This is a genomic window from Pseudomonas sp. BF-R-26 (assembly GCF_019947395.1).
Lineage (GTDB): Bacteria > Pseudomonadota > Gammaproteobacteria > Pseudomonadales > Pseudomonadaceae > Aquipseudomonas > Aquipseudomonas farris.
Window position 1 is genome coordinate 1 of record NZ_JAGYGK010000010.1, and the last position, 25,683, is coordinate 25,683.

Annotated in this window: 16 protein-coding genes; 6 read left to right on the plus strand and 10 right to left on the minus strand. The window is 58.0% G+C overall.

Annotation, left to right across the window (positions count from 1 at the left end; all coding sequences use genetic code 11):
* From KGB18_RS16225 to KGB18_RS16235, 3 genes are all read right to left on the minus strand, one after another.
* On the minus strand, positions 1–2,656 hold a 2,656-nt coding region (locus tag KGB18_RS16225; protein ID WP_317850979.1), incomplete at its 3' end, for a dermonecrotic toxin domain-containing protein.
* Positions 2,657–2,831: 175 nt separating this feature from the next.
* Entirely contained in the window at positions 2,832–5,945 is a 3,114-nt protein-coding gene (locus tag KGB18_RS16230) for a transglycosylase domain-containing protein (RefSeq protein ID WP_223570232.1), read from the minus strand.
* Positions 5,946–6,290: 345 nt separating this feature from the next.
* The gene (locus KGB18_RS16235) at positions 6,291–6,749 is read right to left on the minus strand and encodes an REP-associated tyrosine transposase (protein WP_123719386.1); all 459 of its coding nucleotides are present in this window, start codon (positions 6,747–6,749) and stop codon (positions 6,291–6,293) included.
* 708 nt (positions 6,750–7,457) lie between these two features.
* Here KGB18_RS16235 and KGB18_RS16240 point away from each other — a divergent pair.
* The gene (locus KGB18_RS16240; RefSeq protein WP_201060509.1) at positions 7,458–8,879 is read left to right on the plus strand and encodes an amino acid permease; all 1,422 of its coding nucleotides are present in this window, start codon (positions 7,458–7,460) and stop codon (positions 8,877–8,879) included.
* A gap of 274 nt (positions 8,880–9,153) precedes the next feature.
* Here the strand turns inward: KGB18_RS16240 and KGB18_RS16245 are convergent, their stop codons facing one another.
* Entirely contained in the window at positions 9,154–10,278 is a 1,125-nt protein-coding gene (locus KGB18_RS16245) for an OpgC family protein (protein WP_223570233.1), read from the minus strand.
* Between the two features lie 253 nt (positions 10,279–10,531).
* Between KGB18_RS16245 and KGB18_RS16250 the strand changes: the two genes are divergently transcribed.
* The 3 genes from KGB18_RS16250 to KGB18_RS16260 are packed head-to-tail and all read left to right on the plus strand — an operon-like array spanning position 10,532 to position 14,602.
* Complete coding sequence (locus KGB18_RS16250) at positions 10,532–11,473, plus strand: glycosyltransferase family 2 protein (RefSeq protein WP_123719383.1); 942 nt, start codon at positions 10,532–10,534, stop codon at positions 11,471–11,473.
* Between the two features lies 1 nt (position 11,474).
* Complete coding sequence (locus tag KGB18_RS16255) at positions 11,475–12,983, plus strand: glucosyltransferase domain-containing protein (RefSeq protein WP_223570234.1); 1,509 nt, start codon at positions 11,475–11,477, stop codon at positions 12,981–12,983.
* Between the two features lie 47 nt (positions 12,984–13,030).
* Complete coding sequence (locus KGB18_RS16260; protein WP_223570284.1) at positions 13,031–14,602, plus strand: glycosyltransferase family 39 protein; 1,572 nt, start codon at positions 13,031–13,033, stop codon at positions 14,600–14,602.
* Here the strand turns inward: KGB18_RS16260 and KGB18_RS16265 are convergent.
* The 6 genes from KGB18_RS16265 to KGB18_RS16290 all read right to left on the minus strand — a co-directional run bounded on the left by KGB18_RS16265 (position 14,550) and on the right by KGB18_RS16290 (position 23,492).
* Positions 14,550–14,834, minus strand: a complete 285-nt coding sequence (locus KGB18_RS16265; protein WP_030129588.1) for a putative quinol monooxygenase — start codon at positions 14,832–14,834, stop codon at positions 14,550–14,552. The genes KGB18_RS16260 and KGB18_RS16265 overlap by 53 nt on opposite strands.
* A gap of 263 nt (positions 14,835–15,097) precedes the next feature.
* On the minus strand, positions 15,098–16,504 hold the full coding sequence (locus KGB18_RS16270) for an ATP-binding protein (protein ID WP_223570235.1): 1,407 nt from the start codon (positions 16,502–16,504) through the stop codon (positions 15,098–15,100).
* Positions 16,501–18,312, minus strand: a complete 1,812-nt coding sequence (locus KGB18_RS16275) for a DAHL domain-containing protein (protein WP_123719380.1) — start codon at positions 18,310–18,312, stop codon at positions 16,501–16,503. Before KGB18_RS16275 ends, KGB18_RS16270 begins: the two co-directional genes overlap by 4 nt.
* Positions 18,309–19,268, minus strand: a complete 960-nt coding sequence (locus KGB18_RS16280) for a cytochrome-c peroxidase (protein ID WP_123719379.1) — start codon at positions 19,266–19,268, stop codon at positions 18,309–18,311. Before KGB18_RS16280 ends, KGB18_RS16275 begins: the two co-directional genes overlap by 4 nt.
* Positions 19,269–19,314: 46 nt before the next feature.
* On the minus strand, positions 19,315–21,189 hold the full coding sequence (locus tag KGB18_RS16285; RefSeq protein WP_223570236.1) for a putative bifunctional diguanylate cyclase/phosphodiesterase: 1,875 nt from the start codon (positions 21,187–21,189) through the stop codon (positions 19,315–19,317).
* Positions 21,186–23,492, minus strand: coding sequence for an EAL domain-containing protein (locus KGB18_RS16290; protein ID WP_223570237.1), 2,307 nt, complete (start codon positions 23,490–23,492; stop codon positions 21,186–21,188). Before KGB18_RS16290 ends, KGB18_RS16285 begins: the two co-directional genes overlap by 4 nt.
* A gap of 256 nt (positions 23,493–23,748) precedes the next feature.
* On the opposite strand from KGB18_RS16290, the gene KGB18_RS16295 reads away from it, so the two are divergent.
* A complete protein-coding gene (locus tag KGB18_RS16295; protein ID WP_123719376.1) occupies positions 23,749–25,107 on the plus strand; it encodes an HD domain-containing phosphohydrolase in 1,359 nt (452 codons plus the stop codon).
* A 126-nt stretch (positions 25,108–25,233) separates the two neighbouring features.
* Positions 25,234–25,668 carry an NUDIX hydrolase gene (locus KGB18_RS16300; RefSeq protein WP_201060519.1) on the plus strand — a complete coding sequence of 145 codons (435 nt, stop codon included), beginning with the start codon at positions 25,234–25,236 and terminating at the stop codon, positions 25,666–25,668.
* The last annotated feature ends 15 nt before the right edge of the window (positions 25,669–25,683 follow it).

Genomic DNA, 25,683 nt, shown 5'->3' on the forward strand with positions numbered 1-25,683 from the left:
GCAGAGTCCTGCGCTCGCTGGACGGGGCGGTCTTGGCAATGACCCACTGCCTGAAGGACTCGGCGTCACCCGGTTTATAGCCCAACGCATTTTGTCGATCCCTACCCATGGCATGCAGGATCGCTCCAAGAAAACCCTCGTCCTCATGGATCGGTTGATCCGAGGCATCCCGTACCCGGTACTTTCCGGCCTCGTTTCGAATCAATACCCGAACCTGCGTCGCATCCTCGGGGCCCGCACTGCAACGAAGCTCCCCATCAAATGCACCCTCACGAATTTCAATGCGCAAGTCGCCGAATGTGTCGGTGTAGGTTCGCAACGTCCCCAGCAGCAGGCGTTCGGTATCAATGTTGATCAAAGCATCCTGGTACAGGCCCTGGGCAGCCCGAACCGATTGCGTCTCGAACTGAAGCTCCCGTGCCCGGGTTTTCAGGCGCAACGGCAGACGTCGTTGTTGCGTCATCTGTTGTTGTTCTTGGAGTGTGGCGCCCTGGATGATTTTTTCCGCAACAGGTGTGGGGAGGTCGGGGAAGTCGATGAGCAGCAGGGTGACGTCGGGGGATACTACTTCGGCGACTTTTGCGGATGCGCCGAGGCGCTGCAAGGTATCGGTCAGCAGTGCGGGGGACGGGGCGCGATCAACGTGTACCCTGCGCAACACGGTTTCATCGGTGCTGCTGATCTGGCGAATCTGTTCCAGCTGCGTGTCGGTAAACGTGTCGACGCGGTGACCGATGCGACGCATCAATGTCGTGCCTTCCCAACCGCGCGGGTTTTCCGTTTCGCTGATCCAGGCGCCTTCACCGTTGTGGGTGAGCGCCGGACCATAAGCATCGGGGCGTTGCGGATGCTTGATGCGGTGCTGGTCGCTGTCCGGGGCTTTTTCCACCTCAAACAATTGACCATCCAGCGGTAGCAGGCGCTTGCCCTGGTGTTGATACAGGCCGAGCGTATCCGGCCGGGTGTCGCTGGGCAAAGCCACGCTGGGTGGTTGTTGATAGGGCGCGAGATCCGGGTTCCACAAGCGGGTCTTGCCATCGGCCAGTTGCACCGGTTTCAGCCCTTCGACAAACGACGAAAGCTTCTGGTTCACCACCTTGCCCACTGTTGCACCCGCGGCGAAAGCGCCCAGCTGAACAATGCTTTCAAGCACCCCGATGGCTTGTTCACCGGCTTCGGCCAAATGGCCTTCGGCCAGGTCGACAATGCCCTCGACCACTTCATCCGTCAGTTGATATGCCGTGTACGCCAGCATCAGTTCGCCCAAGCCGGGCACCAAGGGAGTCGCCACCAGCAACGCGACATTGAGAATATCCGAGAGCATTTTTTCCAGATTGTCCCACCAGGCCCAGCGCGCCATGCGATCGGCATAGTCGGTGGAAATCACGATGTCTCGCGCGTCATTGAGAATCTTGTTCAGCTTCTCCTGGTAGAGGTACTTCCACAGCTCGCCGTCGAAGCGGGTCTGGCGATCATCCTCGATCTTCGACAGGCTGAACTGCAGGTTCGGGTTGTCCACTGGTGTCTCTCGCCAGCTCGGCGTGTTCGGACCGGGGGCAGCCTGGTGCCATTTCACTTGGCTCAAACGTGCGTTCAGCCTGGCGAAAAAAGCACCGCGCTGCGAGTGAGTAATGAACTGACTGAAAAATGTTTGATAGCGTCCTGATCCCGGTGTTGGCGAGGCTGGATCATCCCGTAACTGGCGGGTCAGCTCGGCCATGAATTCGATGGATGAAGGGTATTCCTTGAGCGGATGTTCGGGGTCGTTGGAGACATAGGCAATCAGTGGCTCGGGAACTTTGCTGGTGAGCACATCGGCGGTGATCAACACGATGCCGGTCAGGGCAACGTCCATCATCGCCAGGTTGTAGTAGCTGACGGCTTTACCGTTCCATGTCGGTTTTTTTTGCTCATTGAGCATGTCCTGTACAACGGCGTAGGCGTGTTGGCTGAGGTCTTTTTTCATCAGTGCCATGCGCGCGGCAGCTTTTAATGCACTTTTCTGGCTTTGAGTGACCCGGTAGCGCAGTACATTGCTGGCCAGCCTGTCGGCCGGTAGCAGAAACGATTTGAGATGTCGTTCGTATTGAGCACCGAGGTTCAGATCGCGACAGAGTGTCTTGAACTGATCGATGCGCATTTTGTGCTTGATGGGTTTTGTTCTGAAATGCCCCCGGTTGTCTGGGCGGGTAATGAACTCGGAATCCGTGGTGAAGATTTCGCTGCTCGAAAAGTTGTGCAGCGCCGCATCGAGCAGGGACACCGTGCGGCTTTGAGTGCCGGCCGCGAAGTCATGCACCCACCAAGACGTTTTCACTGGCGCATACAGGCGCAGCCAGGTTTCCTTCACATCTTCTTCCAGGCCAAATCGGTCTTTCAGGGCTTTTTTCAGAATCGGTTCGGCGAAGGCGTGGACGTCTTGCAGGCCGCTGAGCGCCTTGTCCACGCTGTTCTGCGCGACCCAATAATCCTTGATGTCTTCCTTCAAACGCTGGTGTTCGGCTGCCGAGGCGGTTTTGTGCCAGTCGGGAAGATTCAGCCTGACAGTTTTCAGCGCACTGACGCGTTGCAATGATGCATCGGTGAGCCACGGGGGTATGGCATTACGGATTAATTCGTGATGAGTACTTTCAGGTGTAAGCGGGGTAATCGGCATGGGGTTGTCGTCCAGTCATCCATGATAGGACGACCAGACTAGGCAAGGGGGAGCGCTGAAAAAAGCGCAAATATAAGCAGGATTCGGGCAGCGTTTACGAAGCGATGCTTTCAATAATCAAGAGCGAAAAATACATAGTTAACACCACGCTTGAAACAGCGGCTGAAACGCCCCGTTAGCGTTCAGCCGTTGTCACCGTGCCCTGGCACAACGTATGAGTGCCGGGTTGCAGGTAAGGCGAAAGAATCGGCGCCATGCCCTTGAGCACTTGCGTAGGTAACGCGGAAGTGAACTTGAAATTCTCGGCCGTACGCCCGGGGACATAGGCGGTGAGGGTACCGAAATGCCGGTCGCCAATGTAGAACACGAAAGTCGCGGTACGGTTGATCGATTTCGAGCTGAGAATCCGCCCGCCGGAACCGATGGCCTCAATGCGGTTGTCGCCAGTACCGGTTTTGCCGCCCATGGCCAACGGGCTACCGTCAGCCAGTTTGAAACTGCCCGCCACGCGTTTGGCCGTGCCGGCATCCACCACTTGCGACAAAGCCTCGCGCATGGCCGTTGCCACCTCGGAAGGCATTACCCGTTTGCCGACATCCGGGTCATTGATCAGTTTGGTTTCGTACGGTGTATTTTCCGCAAAGTGCAGGCTGTCGATACGCAGTGTCGGCATGCGCACACCGTCGTTGAGGATGGTGCCGATCAGTTCAGCCAATGCCGCCGGACGGTCACCGGAGCTGCCGATGGCGGTGGCCAGCGAGGGCACCAGATGATCGAACGGATAACCGACTTTCTGCCAGCGCTGGTGAATGTCGAGGAATGCCTCGATCTCCAGCATGGTGCGGATTCGGCTGTCGCGGGCACCCTTGTGCCGACTCTTGAACAGCCAGCTATAGACTTCCTGGCGCTCGAACTGGCTGGCTTTGACGATCTGGCTGAACTTGGCGTCGGGGTTGTTCAGCAAGTAGCCGATCAACCACAGATCCAGCGGGTGCACCTTGGCGATGAAGCCCTGGTCTGGCAGGTCATAACTGCCAGGGCCATAACTCAGGTAGAGGCGCTCGAGGCGTTCGTCAGTCAGTTTTTCATTGAGCTTGGCGCCTTTGAGGTGCGAGCGTACGAAGTTGTTGAAGCTTTCCTGGTCGGCCTGGGGGAATAGATAACGATGCACGGCGGCCATGCGAATCGGCGTCGGGCGCATGCCGTCGAGAAAGGTTTCGAGCCGCGCCTGGGTGTCTTTGTTGCGGTATTTCTTCCAGAACTTCAGCAGAAACGAGGTGCCTTCTTTGTCGGCGAATGAGGCCAGGTATTCCTGACGCCGAGGGTCGCGATCGTCCTTGAGCAATTCGGCGCTGTTGTTGGGACCGGAATAGGTGGTGTAGCGCACCAGGTCACGCATCAGCCGAATGAACGGCAGGTTGATCGACTCACGAATGGCATCACGCAGGGTCGGCAGGCGACCGTTGTCTTCCTTGCGAAAGTTATTGAAGGTATGCAGCCCGCCACCCGTGAAAAAGGCCTCGCCAGGGCTGGCGGAGTATTTGCGATCCAGCGCGGCATTCAGCATGTTCGGCAGGTTTCGGTCTTTGTTCTGAATCAGGTAATCGACGGCCCAGCGGCTCAGACGGTCCTGGTCCGGGACCTCGACTTTTTTCAGTTCAGGGACGCTCATCTCTGCGTACTTATCGTGCAGCTCGGCGATGATTTGCAGGTATGTGGTGAGCACGCGCATTTTTGCCGTGGAGCCCAGTTCCAGCTTGCTGCCTTCATTGATGTCGAACGGCTGGTCGGTGCTGTCGGTCTGCACCCGCACTCGCGAGCCGTCCGGCGTCAGTTCGAACAGGGTGAAGCTGTAGCGCACCTGCGCGGTGCTGGTGGGTGTAAGCAGACGTTCGCCAATCAGGCCGATTTCCGCTGCATAAGTTGGGTCGGCCAGATGCTTGAGGTACGCAGTGGCCTGGGTTTGCAACTCGCCTTGCAAGGTGCTGGTGGCTGACAGGTCGAGGCGGTCGAGGTCATACAGCGGACGGTTGAGCAACCCGCCCAGGCGGCTGCGTGCCACACTGATGCCCTTGTTGGTTTCGATTGGCTGAATGGTGGGCTGGGTGGCCCAGTCGCGGTAAGTCACTTTACTGGCCAATGCTGCTGTCGCGAGTGGCGCATCAATCACGCCATTCTGCGCGAGCAGGCGAATATGGCTGTCGGTGAGACTGGCCAATTCATCACGGCCCTTGGTCAAGTAATGGGAAGGGCGACGCTGAGCGATCATCAGTGACAGCATTTCACGCAGGGCCAAGCCTTTTTCCGACAGGCTTTTCGGATCGGTGTTGGTGCTGGCCAGCCGTTCGTTGGCCCGGTTGAAATCGGCGCCGTACCAGACGCGCAAACCTTCGGCCATGCCATGCACTTCACCGTGGCCCGGTACTGCCGACAGCGGAACACTGTTGAGATAGTCGCGAATCACATTTTGCCGGGCCTGGAGTGTTTCCGGGCCCGCCTGATAGGCCCGCACACTGGCGGAAATCATTTGCCGGATCTTTTCCGCGCCCGACACGGTCAAGCCATCGGGCGAGTGTCGATATTTCTCCAGCTGAGTGGCCAGCGTGCTGCCGCCCGCCGACTGGCCTGGCAGGCGCAACAACTTGGCCACCTGGGACCACGCCGCCATGCCGAACCGTGGCCAGTCAACGGCCGGGTTGGCCAGAGGTTGACGGGGATCGAGCAAAAAGCGGTTTTCGATGAACAGCAAGCTGCTGACCACTACCGGAGGGATAGCCGCAAAGCTTGAATAGAGTTGTTGTGGATATTTGTACTGGTACAGCGGTGCCGCGCGGCAATCGGTGATCGACAGCCCGGCCTGGATTTTTTCTGCATAAGGCACGAAAAAGCCTCTGTCGCTGTACTTCATAAGCGCCGGGGAAAAGCGGGTTTGTGCCGACACCACGTAGTTGCGCTTGAGCAGGCGCGGCAGAAACTCATCCAGGGCGCTGTAACCCAAACGCTGATCGAACGGGCCCGCGCCAGGATAGCGAATCGCATCGCTGGGGCCGGGTTGCAGCTCGTATTTCAGCGAGGCGGCATATTTGCTGATTTCCCGGGCCTGAAACTTGGAGGTGCGCATTTCCTTGGCCGCAGCGAGGCCTAGGACAATCAGGATAATCAGCAGCAACAACCAGAACGCCCCCCAGCCGTGTCGGGAACGACGGGGTTTCTCAGGTAAAGGCGCTTCATCCACACGTTCAGTCGGAACCACAGTTTCACTCGAATCGGTTTGCCACAAAGCGCCCATAGTCGACTGATCCATTCACGCAGATTGATCGGACTTGTTTGAAGCTTAGACGGTGGTTGGCGTTGGTGAAAAAATTGTGAATAACCAAATATCGGGTATGCACAGTTCCTTGTGGTGAGGGAGCTTGCTGTAGTCAGGGAGTTTGCTGTGGCTAGGGGCTGCTGTGGCGAGGGGGCTTGCCCCCGTTGGACTGCGCAGCAGTCCCCAAAACTAGCAGCACTATGTTTGTATCAGGCATACCGCGTGCAACGGATTCACGACTGCTACGCAGCCGAACGGGGGCAAGCCCCCTCGCCACAACAGCCCCCTTGCCACAGAATTCCCTCACAGATGTGCTGTTCAGCGTTATAGCCAGCAGGCATCCCACAGCGGGTAATCGCCAATTTTTTCCACCAATCCTGCCCGTAACGGATTGGCAACAATGTAACGAGCAAAAGGCAGAAGCTCTTCGCCATCACGGATTGCTCTGTCGTGGTAGCCGGTTTGCCATAGCGGGCCACTTCGACCGGTCATTTTGTTCACTGCCTGGGTGCAGCGTGACTTGGTAGAACCGACAACACTGCCCAGATTGTTGTCTTGCAGCTGCATTAGCCAATGGAAGTGATCGGGCATCACAACCCAGGCGATTGAATCCACTAAACCCGCGTCGTGAACCCGGCGCAGTTCTGCGACCAGCAGACGTCCTAATTGCCAGTCAGAAAATATAGGTTGGCGTTCGTGAATAACAGCGGTGATGAGATAAGCGCGGCCGTTTTCGGAGGCTCTGCCAAAGCGCAGGCGATGAGAGTTTGGTTGAGTAGGCAATCCATTGCTTCCTTGCGTAAGTAGTCAACTTGACGCTTCTCAGGCTAGTTGCCGATTTCCTGGATCGGGGCCGTAATTATTGAGTGAATATTCTGATTCTTGCGAAGGATTAACTGCGGTGAGGGTGCAGTTATGCCCAGAGAGCTGTTGTGGCGAGGGCTTGCTGTGGCAAGGAGAGCTGTTGTGGCGAGGGGGCTTGCCCCCGTTGGACTGCGCAGCAGTCCCCCGAAACTTGAACCCTCGATGTTGTGTCAGGCATACCGCGTGCAACGGATTTGCGACTGCTGCGCAGCCGAACGGGGGCAAGCCCCCTCGCCACAACAGCTCCCCCCCCACAGGAGGGGAGTATCGTCTGAAATAGCCGAGCTAGACGCATCAAAGAGATAAATGCTGCCTAGGTAGGGGCATGACGATGCACCATTGCTGTGCAATACTCCGCGCCGTTTCAGTGGCGAATAATCCTACATAAGTCAGGTAATGCCACTCCGTAAACCGCGCTTTTGCCGAGAGTTATGGCTGAATGTTGTGGTTTATAGAGTGAAAAACCCTGCTGGAAGCTTTTTATACTGCATGCCCGCTGATCTTGCAGGTTTTGGTCCTGCAAGACGTGTCTGCCCATGAAGCAGGCCCGGTTTCGCAGGCGCTGGCTTATCGGTCGGTGCTTCGAGACTCGGTGGTCACATCCAATAACAAGACGAGGTTGTACCTATGCCAGTCGGCAATCACCTGCCTCACGGCGAGACCGCTCAGGGCGGCCCGCTTAAACGCGAACTCGGCGAACGGCATATTCGCTTGATGGCGCTCGGTGCCTGTATTGGCGTCGGCCTGTTCCTGGGTTCGGCCAAGGCCATTGAAATGGCCGGTCCGGCCATCATGCTCTCCTACATCATCGGCGGTCTGGCGATCCTGGTGATCATGCGAGCCCTCGGCGAGATGGCCGTGCACAACCCGGTCGCCGGCTCGTTCAGCCGTTATGCACAAGACTACCTTGGCCCATTGGCAGGCTTTCTGACCGGCTGGAACTACTGGTTCCTGTGGCTGGTGACCTGCGTCGCGGAAATCACTGCGGTGGCCGTGTACATGGGCGTCTGGTTCCCCGACGTGCCGCGCTGGATCTGGGCATTGGCGGCGTTGATCAGCATGGGCTCGATCAACCTGATCGCGGTGAAAGCCTTTGGTGAGTTCGAGTTCTGGTTCGCCCTGATCAAGATCGTCACCATCATTGCGATGGTGGTCGGTGGCATCGGTGTGATCGCGTTCGGCTTCGGCAACGACGGCGTGGCGCTAGGGATTTCCAATCTCTGGGCTCACGGCGGCTTCATGCCCAATGGCGTGCAAGGCGTGTTGATGTCCCTGCAAATGGTGATGTTCGCCTACCTCGGCGTCGAGATGATCGGCCTGACCGCCGGTGAAGCCAAGAACCCGCAGAAGACCATTCCCAATGCGATCGGCTCGGTGTTCTGGCGGATTCTGCTGTTCTACGTCGGCGCCTTGTTCGTGATCCTGTCGATCTACCCGTGGAACGAAATCGGCACTCAGGGCAGCCCGTTTGTGATGACCTTCGAGCGTCTGGGCATCAAGACCGCCGCCGGTATCATCAACTTCGTGGTGATCACCGCTGCGCTGTCGTCCTGCAACGGCGGCATCTTCAGCACCGGGCGCATGCTCTACAGCCTGGCGCAGAACGGCCAGGCCCCGGCCGGTTTCGCCAAGACCTCGAACAACGGCGTGCCCCGTCGTGCGCTGCTGCTGTCGATCGGTGCCTTGCTGCTGGGCGTGTTGCTTAACTATCTGGTACCGGAGAAGGTCTTCGTCTGGGTCACCGCGATTGCCACTTTCGGCGCGATCTGGACCTGGGTGATGATCCTGCTGGCCCAGCTCCAGTTCCGCAAAGGCCTGAGCGCGAGCGAACGTGCCGGCCTCAAATACCGCATGTGGCTGTACCCGGTCAGTTCTTACCTGGCACTGGCCTTTTTGGTGCTGGTGGTCGGCCTGATGGCGTACTTCCCGGACACTCGCGTGGCACTGTATGTCGGGCCTGCTTTCCTGGTGCTACTGACGGTGTTGTTCTATGTGTTCAAACTGCAACCGACCAATGTGTCGCAAGGTGCGGTGCGTTCGGCTTCGTAAGTCGTAATGCCAGAAGTGCAAAAGCCCCGGTCGAGATGACCGGGGCTTTTTATTGGTTGGCGCGATTCCTGTGGCGAGCGAGCTTTTGTGGCGAGGGGGCTTGCCCCCGTTGGACTGCGCAGCAGTCCCCAAAAACCAGCAGCACATTTTTTATCAGGCATATCGCGTGGAACGGATTTGCGACTGCTTCGCAGCCGAACGGGGGCAAGCCCCCTCGCCACAAAAGCCCCTCCTCACAAAAGCTCCCCAGCCCAAAGGTTTGCTTGTCTCAATATCAGACGACGGCGATTTGAGTTGGCCGATTCAACCGCTTGTTGAAATCCAGCCAGGCCCCCAGCAATGCCATCAGCCCGACCCCCAGCAATGCACTGGATATCTGCATTGCCAGTGTGTTCCCACCCAAGGCGTTGAGCATGTCTGCCAACGGCGCCAGCAACACGCCAAGGCAGAACACTTCCAACGAGTAACGGCCCATGCGACAGCTTTGTTGCGCCAGCCAGTGTTGCGTCCAGCCGGTGTCCGGCAACAACCTGGCGGTGACGTAGGCGAGGGCGAGAAAATGCAGCAGGCGCGCCGGCGAGAGGTTGGTCTTGCTGATCGGATAGAGCCATTCGCCGAGCCGTTGGGGCATGAAGGCGTCATGCACGGTTGGCCACTTCCACGATACTGCGATCAGCCCGGTCACCATCAGATAGGTCAACGCGGCGATAAAAATCGGCAGCCGAGTCAGCGGCCGAGGTTGCTGCACCCGAGGCCTTTGCCCGTGGATCGCCACTGCGCCACCGAGAATAAACAGCAGCTGCCAGGCCATCGGATTGAAAAACCACACACCACCGTCGGTGCCCGTCAGGTTCCACTGGAGCCATGGCGCCAGCAGGTACAACGCCACCGACAACCCCACCACGTATTCAGCCTTGCGCAGCAGCATCGGTAGCACCAGCGGCAGGCCGAGCAGCAAAATAATATACAGCGGCAACGGGTCCATCAGGTTCGGCTTGAAGCGCAGCAACAACTCATCCATCAACGCCTGCTGCGGATTGCTGAGGAAATACTGCAAGCCCATTTCCTGCACCAGGTCTCGGGTTTCCACGTGGCTGTTGGCGAAAAACACGATGCCCATCAACAGCGCCAGCAAAAAGATATGCACCACATAAAGCACCCAGGCGCGTCGCAGGATTTTCACCGTGGCGACCATGAAGCCGTCGCGCCGGGCGATCTTGCCGTAGGCCAGCACGGCCGCGTACCCGGCCAGGAACACGAAAATCTCCGCCGCGTCGCTGAAACCGAAATTGCGCACCGTGAACTGCGCGAGCGGGTTTTGCGGCACGTGATCCCAGAAGATGAAGATCAGGGCCAGGCCACGAAAAAAATCGATTCGGTGATCGCGTTCAAACGTCATGACGGCGGGCTCTTGAACGGGTTGTGGATAAGAAGTGGCCGGCGAGCAAAAGATTCGCCGCACATTGGCGGCGCGCAGAGTGGCGTGATTCGCGGGCAATTGCAAAAGACGGATATTACTGAATATCTCAGTTGCCTATAGCGAACGAATTGGGACGGCATGTCCGTTGGTCTGCCGGGCAGTTCGCGCGCCAGAACGCCCCCTGATGGCGGCCTGACGAACATCTACACTTCGTTTTTCAGGAGTGTGAAACGTGAAAGTTTCGCTGATTGTTCCGGTATTCAATGAAGAGCAGGCGATCAGTCTGTTCCATCAGGCGGTGCGTCGTGAATTGAAACTTGACCCGTGTGAAGTCGAGATCGTGTTCATCAACGATGGCAGTACCGACCGGACGGCTGAGCAGGCCAAGGCGCTGGCACAGGTCGATGAACAGGTATTGCTGATCAACTTCTCGCGCAACTTCGGCAAGGAGCCGGCGTTGTTTGCCGGGCTGGAATACGCCACCGGCGATGCGGTGATTCCCATGGACGTGGACCTGCAGGATCCGATCAGCGTCATCCCGCAGTTGATTGCCGAGTGGCAAAAGGGCGCCGATGTGGTGCTCGCCAAACGCCGGAATCGTGACAGTGACAGTTATTTGAAACGCCACAGCGCATCGCTTTTCTATCATTTGCTGAACAGGATTTCCTACACCCGGATCGAAGAAAACGTCGGGGATTTCCGGCTCATGGACCGCAAGGTGGTCAATGTGATTCGTGCGCTTCCCGAGCATCAGTTGTTCATGAAGGGCGTTCTGTCCTGGGCCGGGTTCACCACGGCGGTGGTGGAATACGAGCGAGCCCGGCGAGTGGCAGGACGCAGCAAGTTCAATGGCTGGAAACTGTGGAACCTGGCGCTGGAAGGCATTACCTCGTTCAGCACTGTGCCGTTGCGGTTGTGGACTTACATCGGTGGCGGCATTTCGATCTTCGCGGTGCTGTACGCGGTGTACATGGTGCTGGACAAGATTTTCTTCGGTAACAGTGTTCCCGGTTATCCGTCGCTGATGACGGCCATTCTGTTTCTCGGTGGCGTCCAATTGATTGGCATCGGCATCCTCGGTGAGTATGTCGGCCGCATCTACATCGAAGCCAAGCACCGGCCCCGTTATGTGGTCAAAGACGTCATTGGCGGCAAAGACCGGATCGGGCTTTAGCATGGGCAGACTGGGCGACTTTTTCAGCAAAGAACTCGGGCGTCGTCGGGTCTGGCTGTTTTTCCTGGTCGCGACCCTTATTTATGTCATTCCGCTGATCCTCGCGGACTATCCCTACATCGATGACAACTGGCGCTCGCTGTCGGCCGGTACGGCCTGGGCGGGGCAGGGGCGGTTATTCACCGAGCTGTTCTACAACCTGCTGACGTTCAGCGATGCTGCGCCGAACATCTTTCCATTGCCGCTGTTGATCGCCACGCTTGCCATGGCCTCGGCGTTGACCAGCCTGACATTCCATTACTACCCGCAGCCGACGATATCCTGCTGCCTGGTGCTGTTGCCGCTCTGGTACAACCCGTTCTTTTTGCAGAACCTGTCTTATCAATACGACGGGCCGGCCAATGCCTTGAGTCTGGTGGCAGTGATCTACGCGATCACTTTTCGTCATCCCTCGCGCATTCTGCAATGGCTGGTGCCGGCCTTCCTGATTGCGCTGGCGCTGGGGTTCTATCAGGTGAGCCTGAATGTGTTTCTGGGCCTGTGTTGCCTGGAACTGCTCAGGGGCGCGAATGACAGATGGGCCTGGCGGCAGTGGTACGAATTGATCGGCTGGAAATTCGCCCAGGCAGGGCTCGGCGGGTTGATCTACAGCGTCACGGCTTATCCGTACATGAACCACGATCGCGCCTTATTGCTGAACTGGGCAGCAGAGCCTTTGCTGCAACTTGAAATCAACATCGGCCGGGTGCTGGAAAAAGTCGCGCTGCTGTTTCACGGTGGATTCACTTGGGTGTTCGCCGTGCTGCTGTTGTGTGCCCTTGTGGGTGGCGCACAGTTAGCCCGGAACGTGATTGAACGCCACGACACCGGGCTGAGAAAAATCTTGATGGGCCTGGTGTGCGTGCTGACGGTGCCGGTCGTGACTTTACTGGTGTCGGGGGCTGCGCTGTTTTTCCGCGACTTCAATGAAGGCGCCAGAACCTTGATGGGTTTCGCGGTCCTGTTGGTGCTGTTGTTCTATTTGAGTCATCTGGCGCTGGCGCCCATCCATGAGCGGCTGACGCTGCTGTTGGCGGTGCCTCTGTTGGCCATGCTTTCGTTGTCTTACGCCTATGGCCGCGTGCTGACGGTGCAGAACACCTTTGCGTCCAGCGCGTTGTTTTCCCTGGGGCATGACATTGCGGCCCAGCGGCAACTGTACGAGGCCAAGCGCATTTACCTGTCGGTGAGTTATTCCGATCACTGGCTGGTGGGCGCCGCGGGTTCGTTCAAGCAGATGCCGGTCTTGCATTATCTGCTGAACATCAACTTCTTCATGCTGGCCGAAAACCTGCCGAAGGCGGGCATCACCAACGTGGAGGTGGAGAGGGAACGGCATAACGCGACCCTGATGGGTTACCAGGGCTATCCGCCGCTGGTGGAGAGCAAGTTCTATCGCCTCTATCTGCTGGGCGATTACGGTTTTATCGTCATGAAAGAACCGACCCCGATCACCACACTGCAGTGGTGAGCCTGGTGATTACCTCTCCGATCCCTCTCGAAAGTTTTTCATCCCGGATGGCCGACAGGGCAGGTCTGGTGGCGGTGATCGTCCTCGCGTTGTTCGCAAGGTTTCACTCCATCACCGTGCCGGTCATCTGGTATGACGAGGCCTACAGCCTGCTGCTGGCCGAGGGTTCGCCTGCGTATATCTGGGCTACAACGGCGCGGGATGTTCATCCGCCGCTTTACTATGTCTTGCTGCATTTCTGGATGTTGCTGTTCGGCAATGGCGTGTTGGCTGCGCGATCACTGAGTGCACTGGCCGATGTCGGCACGCTGTTGCTGTGCATTAAATTGATGAGCCTGGTGACAACGCGAAAGGCGACCTGGATAGCGGCAGTGTTGCTGGCATCGCTACCGATATCGGTGCGCTATAGCCAGGAAGTGCGAATGTACACCTTGCTCGGCTTCTGGCTGATGGGCGCGACCGTGGCGCTGGTGTGCTGGGTCAGGGCCCCGGATCAAAAACGTTATCCGGTTTTTTACGTGCTGCTGATGACGGCTGCTTTCTACACGCATTACTTCGCCGCGCTGTGCGTTTTGGTGCATTGGCTTTGTTGGTGGCGAGTGCGAGATGGCGGTCGGTCCACGGCAATACCGTTTCGTGCATGGGTCGTGGCCAACAGTGCAATCGTTGTGTTGTACCTGCCATGGCTACCCGATTTCATCGATCAATTGCTGCGAATGGACGGGCTCGAGTGGATACCGCCGCTCACCTGGCAGACGGCGCCGACCTTCGTTTGGCAACTGGTGATGATGGAGGGAGCGGTCAGTCATTCATCCTTATGGCGGGTGTTGCCCTCGGTGTTGATCGTTGTTTGCGCCGCTGCGGCGCTGCTCAAGGCACGCCATGAGCGACCTTTCATCGTCTTGCTGGTGGGCTATTTCTTTGTGCCGGTGCTGACCGTTTTTCTGGTGTCGCTGATCGTGCCGGTTTTCAATGCCAGATACCTGGTGTTCGCTGCCGCCGCGTTGCCCCTTATCATTGCGCTCGCGCTGGATGCATGGAGCCAACGCCACGCCGTTCTTGCCGCTGTCGCCATGGCTTTGGTTTTATTGGCAGAAGTACACGGGCTTTCGGCGGTCTACGCGCAAACGGATGAGATGAACGGGACAAGCATTCGCAAAGACGCAAAACTGGACGCCGTGATCGCAGGTCTTGGCCGCGAAGTTCGTCCGGGTGACGAAATCATCGTGGATAACCTGTATTGGTACTTGCCGTTCACGTACTACAACTCGACCGGTATTCAACCGAGGTTATACGCCTTCAAACCACCGACAGGCACCCTTTGGGGAACCGCCGAATACGGTGGTTGGGCACTCATCCCTCGTCATCTGCATTCGATTTTCTTCGACGATTTTTCAACCTTGAAACTGAATGCCAAGCGGATCTGGTGGGTAACGGGCAACGCTCGCCCTGAACATGACGCCTTGTTTCCCAAACACTGGAAACAAGTGCTGATGCTAAAGGCAGGGGACAGTGAAGCCCGCTTGTTCATTCTTGATGTAACGCCAACCACCCTTGAGGCTGGCGTCAGAACGCATCCATCAGCACAACAATACAATCCCTCGCCTGGTAACCGTTGATCTGCGGCACCAGACGCCGAAAATGCTCAGACTGGCAATGAGCATCCAGCGCCGCCTTATTCGGCCATTGTTCGACGAAGATAAAGTGCCCCGGGTCTTTTTGATCGATGAACAGGTCGTAAGCAATGCAATCAGGCTCCAATCGAGTCTTCTCGACCAGTTCGGCGTACCACGGGCGAACGGTTTCAATGTATTCGGGTTTGATGAAATCTTGAGCGATTACTTTCAGCATCGTGTCCTTCCTTGGTGTTAAGCCAACCATCCGATGAGGTTGGCGTTCGCTTGCCCCCGTTGGACTGCGCAGCAGTCCCAAACGATTCACTGCATTCTTCCTGACAGTCTCATTTGCAGGTTTTACGGCTGCTTCGCAGCCGAACGGGGGCAAGCCCCCTCGCCACAGAGATCTCCTGTGTTAGAAACAGGATGTCAGGCATTCTGCGCCTGGAGAAAAAACGAAAACAGCCCGGATTGAGATTTGATCCCTTGTTCGGCTGGTCAGACAGCCGCTTTCGATTGCCGTACCGGCAACTCGACCCGAAAGGTGCTGCCTACCCCGACTTCGCTACGTACCGAAATATCGCCCCGGTGTTTTTTCACGATGCCATAGGACAGGGACAACCCGAGCCCTGTCCCCTGGCCCACCGGTTTGGTGGTGTAGAACGGGTCGAATATTTTTTGCAGGTTGTCCGGCTCGATGCCTATTCCCGTGTCCACGATCTCGATTGACACCGTTTCACCTTCAAGCCCGGTGCGTAGCGTGATGGTGCCCCGTTCGGGCCCTATCGCCTGAGAGGCGTTGACGATCAGGTTCATGATCACCTGATTGATTTGCGACGGCAGGCATTCGATATCGGGTAGCTTTTGAAACTCCTTCACCACATCGGCCTTGTACTTGAGTTCATTGGCGACGATGTTCAGGGTCGACTCGATGCCTTGTTGCAGATTGGCCCACTGCCATTCCTGATTGGAGTCCACGCGGGAGAAGTCCTTCAGGTCTTTGACGATCTGCCCGACCCGGCCAATGCCTTCCTTGGACTCCTTGATCAGCAGCGGAATGTCTTCGCGCAGAAAGTCCAGTTCCACCCGTTCACGTAACTGACCGAGACGGTCGATGACCTCGCTTGAGCCAATGGCGTTTTCCGCCTCCCGATAGGCATCGAGCATGTCCTGCAGTTGTTTGAAGTAGCCATCGAGGGTGCCGAGGTTGGAGGAAATGAAGCCGATGGGATTATTGATTTCATGGGCGACGCCCGCCGCCAGTTGCCCCAGCGAAGCAAGTTTCTCCGACTGCACCAATTGGCTTTCCAGTTGTTTGCGCTCGTCGATTTCCCGCTGCAACGCCTCGCTGGCCTGCTTGAACTGGGCCGTGCGTTGATCTACCAGATGCTCCAGATGGCTCATCTGAATGGACGCCCGCTCGGTCATTTCCCATTTGGTGAGCAGGGTGTTGGCCATTTGCTGGACTTCAATGTTGTCGAACGGCTTTTTCAGAATCAACAGGCGGTCGTGGGCGTGCAAGCGTTCCAGCAGTTCATCCCAGGAATAGTCGGAATAGGCGGTACACACTACAACTTGCAGCTGCGGGTCTTGCTGCCACAGGTGTTCGATGGTCTGCGCACCGTCCCAGCCTTCAGGCATGCGCATGTCGACGAAGGCCAGCGCATAGGGGCGGTTTTCCTGTAATGCCTGGATGAGTTTGCCCAGACCCTCCTGACCGCCATAGGCAGAGTCCAGTTCGAACAAGGCGCTGGCGGACTTCACTTCGTTGCCGAACAGCGCGGCCTCCATTTCGTCCAGCTCTGCATGCTGCGCTGATGTCGGGGTGAGGATCTTGCGAAAGTCTTCATGGATGGACGGCGTGTCGTCGATCAGCAGAATTCGTCGGTTCGAAAGATCGCTCATGCTTCCTCCATGACGGGTTTCAACGGGATCTGCAACGTGAACAGTGCACCTTTGCCTGGCCCGTCACTGTGGGCGGTGAGATGGCCGTTCATCTCGATCGCGGCCAGGGCACAGCTGTGCAGGCCGAAGCCGTGACCTTCCTTGCGGGTGGTAAAACCGTGGGCAAAGATCCGTGTCATGTTTTCCGGGTCGATGCCTTCGCCATCATCCTTGACGCTGATTTGCAGGATCGTGTCCTCGACGACTTTCACCCCAAGGGTCATTTGCCGGGGGCGATTGCTGAGGTCGGTCATGGCGTATTTGGCGTTGCTGATCAGGTTGATCAGGATCAGCAACAACCGGTGTTTGTCGCCCATGACTTGCGGTACGTCGCCGTACTCCTTGACCACCGTGACGTGATGCCGGGTCAGGGCGCCGGCGTTCATCCGCAGGGCGTCCTCCAGCAGTTCGCTGATGTACAGCGGTTCCACCAGGCTGTTGGCACCGGCATAAGACTGCTGGGTGGCGACGATGTCCTTGATGTGGTCGACGCTTTTGCTCAACTGAGCGAGTTCGTCGGTCATGCCCTGTTGTTCAAGGGCAATGGCGTCCACCAGTTGGTTCAGGTAACCGGGCAGCAGTTTTCCTTTCTCGTCCTGAGTCAAAAAGGTGCCCAGGTCGCCTTGATGCTCGTTGATCAGATGCATCGCCTTGGCCAATCCCTGGGCCTTGCTGCCACGCAACTTGCGGGTGACCAGGTCGGCCGAGATGTTCACGCTGTTGAGCACATTGCCGACGTTGTGCAGCACGTTAGTGGCGATTTCAGCCATGCCGGCCTGGCGTGCGGTGTCGAGCAATTCGCTCTGAGTATCCTTGAGTTCGCGGGTGCGCTCTTCGACCCGTTGTTCGAGTACGTCGTTGGCAGTTTGCAGTTCTTTGTTGACCCGGTTGATCTCCCCGAAGCTGCGCATCAGGCGAATTGCCATGTACACCAGCACCAGTACCAGCAGCGTCGAAAACACCAGCATGTAGAGGTGGTAGCGCCGGTTGGCCGCCTCGGTTTGCTGCTGATCCTTGTTCAGCAGAGCAGTAATGTCGTCCAGCCGTGCGGCTACAGGAACGGCTTCGATGTTTTGCAGCAGCCGATTGACCACGGGTTGTTCCCGCAGGATCAGCGCGATGTGATTGCTCAAGACATCGATCGGGCTATGAAACTGCTCCGGTAATCGTTCCTTGTTCACCTTCAGTTTGTTCAGCCCGACCAGGATATCGGCCGCTTTGTCGTCGGAGGTGACCTGGGCGAACTCCAGGCTGCTGAGCAGCAAGTCGTAGGTGTCGGTGGCAATGTTCTGGAGTTGCAGTTTGTCTTCGTCGAGCAGTCGGGTAAGCGGTTCCTGAATGTCGTCTTCGGCAGTGGGCAAAAACGCCAGTGAGTTGCGCAGCACCGCGTTATGGGATTTGAACTGCTCCACCAGCCGGGTTTTTTCCTGAATGGCGGCGTGGTAAGCATCATGGCTGGCACGCCAGGTCGGCGAGTCATTGCGGCCATGAGTGGATTCCATGGTCTCGAACCGCTCCCACAGGTGTGTTATCTCGGTCAGCGGTGCCACCAGCGGATCGTAATTGTGGCTGATGGCAATTCGGGATTTGAGAATCTCGGTTTCCCACTGCGCGTTGAACTGTTTGATCTGGCCGATCAGGCCCCGGGACTCGGCGTACGTCGAGGTCTGGTCGGAGCTTGATTTGAGGTACAGAAACAGCAATGTCGAAGCCAATAGCAAGGCCACGCCACTGAGCAATGCCAGGTTGCGACGGTGGTACGTTTTCATAAAGGTTTGCCTCCCCACTCACCGGTCAGGGTCTTGAGGAATTTGATAATCAAGGTCTTGTCCTGGTCAGAGGGCACGCGACCGAGCTGGAACTTGAACATCACGTCTACCGCGTCTTCGAGCGTCTTGGCCGAGCCGTCATGAAAGTACGGCGCGGTCACGGCGACGTTACGCAGGCTCGGAACCTTGAACACGTTGCGGTCCTCTTCAGCCTTGGTGACCAGATAGCGGCCCAGATCGGCTTCGGTGGGGTTGCCCCGCACCTGGAAGTAATCGCCCATGACTCCGAATTTCTGGAACATGTTGCCGCCGATGTTCACCCCCTGATGGCAGGCGATGCAGCCATAGTCCTTGAAGCGTTGGTAACCGTATTTCTCCTCGGTCGTCAGAATCTCGGTATTGCCCAGCAGGTATTGATCGAAACGTGAGTTGGCGCTGATCAGCGTGCGCTCATAGGTGGCCAGGGCTTTTTGCACATTGTTCATGGTCACGCCGTCCGGGTAGGCCTGGGCGAAAGCGCTTTTGTAAGCCGGGTCAGCGGTGAGTGTCTTAACGACATGCTCCCAATGACTGCCCATTTCGCTGGGGCTCTGCACCACTTCGTGAACTTGTGTTTCCAGCGTGTCGGCGCGACCGTTCCAGAATTGGCGGAAATTCAGACTTGCGTTGAACACGCTGGGGGTATTGATCGTCAAGGGGGCGCCGTTGAAGCCGATGGAAAACGCCAGGGCGTCGGCGCCTCCGCTTTCCAGCCGATGGCAACTGGCGCACGACAGGGTGTTGTTGACCGACAGGCGTGGCTCGTTGAACAACCGACGCCCCAGTTCGACTTGCAAGGGATTCAGCTCGGGCACCGTGGGCAAGGGCTTGAGCGGTTCGTCCAGCGGTGCGCCGTTGGCTATCAGACAACATCCGAGTAGAGGTGCAAGAAGCAAGTAGTAGAAGGGGCTCGACATCTTATGATTCCTTGGCGCAGGTGGCCTGGGTGTCGTTGCACATCATTCATTTGGTGCCGGATGGAGCGGACTGCACAGACGTCAGGTATTTCACGAAGGCATCCGGCTCCACGGCTTTGCTGAAGTAATAACCCTGGCCTTCCTCGCACTGGAGGGCCTTGAGAAAATTCAATTGTTCGACGGTTTCCACCCCTTCGGCAATGACGGTCAGTTTGAGGCTCTTGCCCAGGCTGATGATGGCGCTGACCAGAGCCGCGTCATTGCTGTCACGGCTCAGGCCACGAATGAATGACTGGTCGATTTTCAGCACATCGATGGGAAACCGTTGCAGGTAACTCAGGCTGGAATAGCCGGTGCCGAAGTCATCGATGGCCAGCCGTACGCCCAATGCCTTGAGCCGATTCAGCGCGACCATCGTGGCATCGACATTCTGCATCAATACGCCTTCGGTAATTTCCAGCTCCAGCAAGGTGGGGTCCATACCGGTTTGCTTGAGTATCTGTTCGATACCTTCGACAAAATCCCGCTGACGGAAATCGATGGCCGACACGTTCACCGACATGCAGAGCTCAGGCAGGCCTTTCGCCTGCCAGGCACGGGCTTGTTGACAGGCCTGGGCCAGCACCCATTTGCTCAACGGTACGATCAAGCCGCTGTCCTCGGCCACACCGATGAAGTCTGTCGGGTAAATCCAGCCTTGCCCCGGCTTTTGCCAGCGGATCAATGCCTCGGCGCCGACCACCTTGCCGCTGCCCAGGTCGAGTTTGGGCTGGTAGTGCAGGACAAATTCGTTGCGTTCCAACGCCAGGCGAATACCCGATTCGATACTCTGCTGTTCCCGGGCGCGCTGGTTCATCTCATCGATGAAAAAGCTGAAATCGTTCGGGCCGCTCTCCTTGACGTTGCGCATGGCGGTTTCGGCTTTCTTGATCAGTGCGATGGCATCGAAACCGTCCTCGGGATAGATGCTGATGCCCAGGCTGGCCGTCACGCTCAGGTCGTGGCCGGCGATGTGTTGAGGCGCACGTATGGCGTTCAAGAGCTTTTCAGCGATGCCCTTGGTCTGTTGGGGGTGGTGGATGTCAGCCAGGATCACTACAAACTCATCGGAGCCGTAGCGAAACACCGAGTCGGACTCGCGCACGCAGGCCACCAGATTGTGCCCGACACGTTTGAGCATCTCATCACCGGTCGGGTGACCCAAGGCATTGTTGATGCGCTTGAAGCGATCGAGCCCGAGAAACATCACCGCCAGTTGTTTGTCATGGCGTCTGGACAGGGCCAGTGACTGGTTCAGCCGGTCGCCCAGCAAGGTGCTGTTGGGCAATTCGGTCAATACGTCGTACTGCAACAAGTGCGATACCTTGAGCAGCTCATGGACCCGGGCCTCAATGGTTTGCTCCAGGGTCTGCACTTTCATGGCCGCGTCCTGCGCCATCTGCCACTTCCAGGTCAGGGCACTGGCCATCTGGCGGATTTCCAGGCTGTCGAAGGGTTTTTTCAGCACCAGCAACTGATCGCCGAACTCCAGTCGTTCGGCCATGGCTTCCCAGGTGTAATCGGAGAAGGCCGTGCACAGCGCGATTTGCAGGTGAGGATCAGCCTTCCAGAGCTGTTCGATGGTTTCCAGACCGTCCCAGCCCGGGGGCATGCGCATGTCGGTGAACGCCATGGCATAAGGGCGACCTTGAGCCTGGGCGCGCTTGACCAGTTCGAGCGCTTCCTGGCCCTGATAGGCGGAGTCGAGCTGGAATATCAACCGAGTAGATTGCTGGCTGCCAAACAGCGCTGCTTCAGTGCCGGCGATGGTTTGTTCGTCGTCGGTATCCGGGCCGAGAATCTTGCGAAAGTCCTGATGGATCGAAGGCGTGTCGTCGATGATCAGAATGCGCCGGTTAGCCTGGGCGAACGAAGTTTTCATTCGTTGTCCTCCGTGGCACGCCGCGGGTCGTCGGGCATCGCTCCGGTTTCGTGGCTGGCATGCACGATGCTCCCGGCCTTCAGCAACTCGGCAGCCTGTTGGCTGCTGACCGCTTGGCTGAAGTAGTGACCCTGGGCGTTCATCGGTGAGCCGGTTGCCATCAACGAACTGCGTTGCTCCTGGGTTTCGACGCCCTCGGCGATAATGCCGATTCCTACCTCACGGGCGAAGTTGATGATGGCCCGCAAGGTGGTTGCACTGGCCGGGTCGCGTGCGGCCATGTCGATGAAGGTCTGGGCGAGTTTCAGGTGATTGACCTGATAAGTCTTGAGGTAATCGAACGAGGAGTATTCGGTGCCGAAGTCGTCGATGGCGATTTTCACCCCCAGCTCACGCAGGCGCGGCAGTACATCGTTGTGCGTCCACTTGGTCTGGGCCAGGGTCGCTTCGGTGACGTCGAAGCGCAGGTCCCACGGGCACAGTTCCCAACGCGCGGTGGTGCGCAACACGTCATAGATCAGCTCGGGACCGCTCTTGAGCTGAGCCAGGGACAGTTTTATCGCCACCACCGGTGGCGCCATGCCTTCGTCACGCCACTGGCGCATTTGCCGACAGGCGCGCTCCAGCACCCAGTGACCGAGGGCGACGATGGTGCCGGTTTTTTCCGCCGCGGGCAGAAACGCCTGGGCTTCCAGCAACCCGCGCTGAGGGTGGTTCCAGCTGACCTGCGCTTCCATGCCGAGGATCTTGCCACTGCTCAGGTCTACTTCCGGCCAGTAACGCAGTTCGAGTTCGTCGTGTTCGATGGCCGTTTTCAAGTCGTTGGCGATGGTCATGCGCTCGACCACTTCCTGATTGATCTCCTCGGAATGGAAGTGGTACTGGTTGCGGCCCTTTTCCTTGGAGCGATACAGCGCCATGTCGGCCTGGGTCAACAGGCTGTCGGCGCTGAGGCTGACCGGCGCGTAGCTGCTGATGCCGATGCTGACCGAGACCCGTACATCATTGCCGGCCAGGGAGTAGGGCAGCACCAGTGCATCGCGGACCTTGGCGGCCAGGGACGCTGATTGGGTCGGATCGCCGACATCCAGTTGCAGTATCGCGAACTCGTCGCCACCCAGGCGGGCAACCACGTCGTTTTCGCGCACGCAGTTTTTGATGCGCCTGGCGACCTCCTGCAACAGCAGGTCGCCCACCGGATGGCCCAGGGTGTCGTTGATGCGTTTGAAGTGATCCAGGTCCAGATAAAACATGGCAAAGGGGGTGGCCCCGCGCCGGGCGGCGGCGAATGCCTGGTGCAATCGTTCGATCAGCGTCGCGCGGTTGGCCAGCCCGGTCAGCCCGTCGGTGCGGGCCAACAGGGCGATTTTTTCCTCGGCCAGTTTGCGTTCGGTGACGTCGATGATGATGCCTTCGACTTCCAGCAAGCGGCCTTCATCGTCGCGCACCGGGATATAGCGGTTTTCGACCCAGCGCCAGTCGCCGTCGCCGGTGCGCATCCGGAATTCGATGGAAGCACCTGCCGCATGGCGGTCCAGCACCCGGGCCATGGCCGTATCGACTTTCGATTGATCGTCGGGATGGATCAGCTCCTGCGCCCAGTTGGACGAAGCCACCAGGGCTGCCGCGATGTGGCCGTATTTGGTGATGTTGTGGGAGATGTACATCAACGGAAACGACGGTTCGCCCCGCAGCCGATACAGAATGGTCGGGCTGTTCTGCACGATGATGTTGGCGTCGGACAGCTCCCGGGTGCGCTCTTCGACCGCGAGCTCCAGCAAGGACATTTTCAGCGCCGCGTCTTCGGTCATTTGCCACTTGGCGGTCAATGCGCTGGCCATCTGGCGAATTTCGATGGCATCGAAAGGCTTTTTCAGGATAAGCAGGCGATCGCCCAGCTCCAGACGCTCGGCGATGTCTTCCCAGGAATAGTCGGAATACGCGGTGCAGAGCGCCACCTGCAACTTGGGATCGACCTGCCATAGGCGTTCGATGGTTTCCAGACCGTCCCAGCCCGGCGGCATGCGCATGTCGATGAAGGCCATCGCGTAGGGGGAGTCATTCGCCAGCGCGCTCTCGACCTTGTCCAGCGCTTCGCGGCCCTGAAACGCGGAATCGATGACGAAATTTTGCAACGATACCGACACCGGGGTACCGAACAGGGCGTTTTCGGCGCTGATCAGGCTGTCGTCTTCGATCGATGGCGGGCTGAGAATCTTGGCGAAATCCTCATGGATCGACGCCGTGTCATCGACGATGAGAATCCGACGATTAATGCGCGCAAGCAGCGTATTCACTGACATGCGCCTGTGCCGACAGCAGGTTGGTGCAATGAGCTCATAGAGGGTATCCCTTCCCTGATCGCTGGATGGAGCGGGTATCGTTCTGGATCCGAGTGATCTGAGCATAGTCGCCCGTCCGGCACTTCGCCCGGTTGACTGAAACGAATCATTTCCGGGGGCAGGCTGAAAATCATCTAGCCTGTAAGTCAGGCGCGGGAACGCCAGGACGTTTGCCCCGCGCGCGACATAAAGACACACGTTTTCTTGAGGTAATGCCATGGAAGAGCAACTCCCCACGACTGTGACCTATAAACCCAAGTTACTGCTGGTCGACGATGAGGAGTCGATTCTCAACAGCCTGCGCCGCCTGCTGCGCGGCCAACCCTACGAGGTGCTGCTGGCCACCAGCGGTGCCCAGGCGCTGGAAATCATGGCGCGGCAGCCGATCGATCTGGTGATGAGTGATGCGCGCATGCCCAATATGGATGGCTCGACGCTGCTGGCCCACATCCATCAGCGCTACCCCGACACCCTCCGGATCATGCTGACCGGTTATGCCGATCCGTCGGCCATTATCAAAGCCATCAATGAAGGGCAGATTCATCGTTACATCAGCAAACCCTGGCACGATGAGGAAATGCTGCTGACTCTGCGACAATCACTTGCCTATCAGCATTCCGAGCGTGAGCGCTTGCGTCTGGTGCAAGAGACGTGGGATCAGAACGAGAAACTGAAGCAGCTCAACGCCACCCTGGAAAAACACGTCGCGGCCCGCACCAGCGAGCTGCAACAGACTGCCGACATGCTGGACCTGGCCTACGAAGAGCTCAAGCGCAGCTATGTCACCGGCACGGAAGTGTTTTCATTGCTGGCCAACCTGCGCCTGCCGCCCGCCAAACAGACCAACCGGCAGATCATCGAATTGGTGCGGGTGTACTGCAAACTCCATGGGCTGGACGAAGGCAGCAGTCGTGACCTGACCATGGCGGCGGCGCTCTACAACATCGGTAAATTGAGCTGGACCGACAGCATGATGAGCACGCCCTCGGACCTGCTGCATCACAATGACCGCGAGCGCTATCGGGGTTATCCGAAGCAGAGTGAGTCGCTGCTGATGACGCTCGATCCGATGAAGGATGCCGCCCGGCTGATCCTGCATCACCAGGAGCGTTGGGACGGCAGCGGTTTTCCTGATCGGCTCAAGGGCGAAGCGATTCCGTTCGGTTCGCGGTTGCTGAAACTGGCGGTGGATTTCATCGAGTTGCAGCGAGGGTTGATCCTCGAACGGCAGATGAACAGCGATGAAGCCCTGGTGTATATCCGCCAATACGCCGGTCGTCTCTACGATCCGGAACTGGTGGAGGATTTCATTCAGGTCTGCGCGGCTTATCTGAGCGACGTGACGCTGGCCGATCCAACGGTCAAGGTGCTAACCACCCGGGATCTGGTGCCGGGCATGATCCTGGCGCGCAATCTCAATGCCGACAACGGCATGCTGCTGCTCAATGCCGGCAAGGTGTTGAATGGGCCGCTGGTGGAGAAGTTGATCGCTTTCGAGGCGATGGAAGGTGCCAAGTACAGCATTTTCGTGAAAGTGCCGGAGGAAGTGGAGGGCGCACTTCTCGAGACGAGTTGAGCTTCCTGGCCTTTGCACAGATCCAATGTGGGAGCGACCTGTGGCGAGGCAGATAAGTTTTCGGCGTGACGAAGAACCGGCGCTCATGTGATCCTTGCTGCCTTTACCCAAGGCCAATCCCGATCCATGACGCATTCATCCGCCGCTTCCCCCCGCCTCATCCGCATTGCCGCTGCCCTGCTGATCGGCCCCGACGGCCGCACCCTGTTGGTGCGCAAGCGCGGCACCCAGGCGTTCATGCAGCCGGGGGGCAAGATCGAGTCCCATGAGCAACCGGTCCATGCTCTCGCCCGTGAACTGGAGGAGGAACTCGGCCTGGTCATCGATCCGGCGCATGCCGCCTACTTGGGGCAATTCTCGGCGCCGGCCGCTAATGAGCCGGGTTATGTCGTACAGGCCGAACTCTTTCAGCTGACCATCGATTCGCACGTTTCCCCGGCGGCGGAGATCGAAGAGGTGCGCTGGATCGATCCGGCCACCGACGGCGATGTCACGTTGGCGCCATTGACACGGGACCTGATCTTGCCGTTTTATCGAGCCTCACTGATCGAAACTGCCTGATCGTCCAAGGACGGA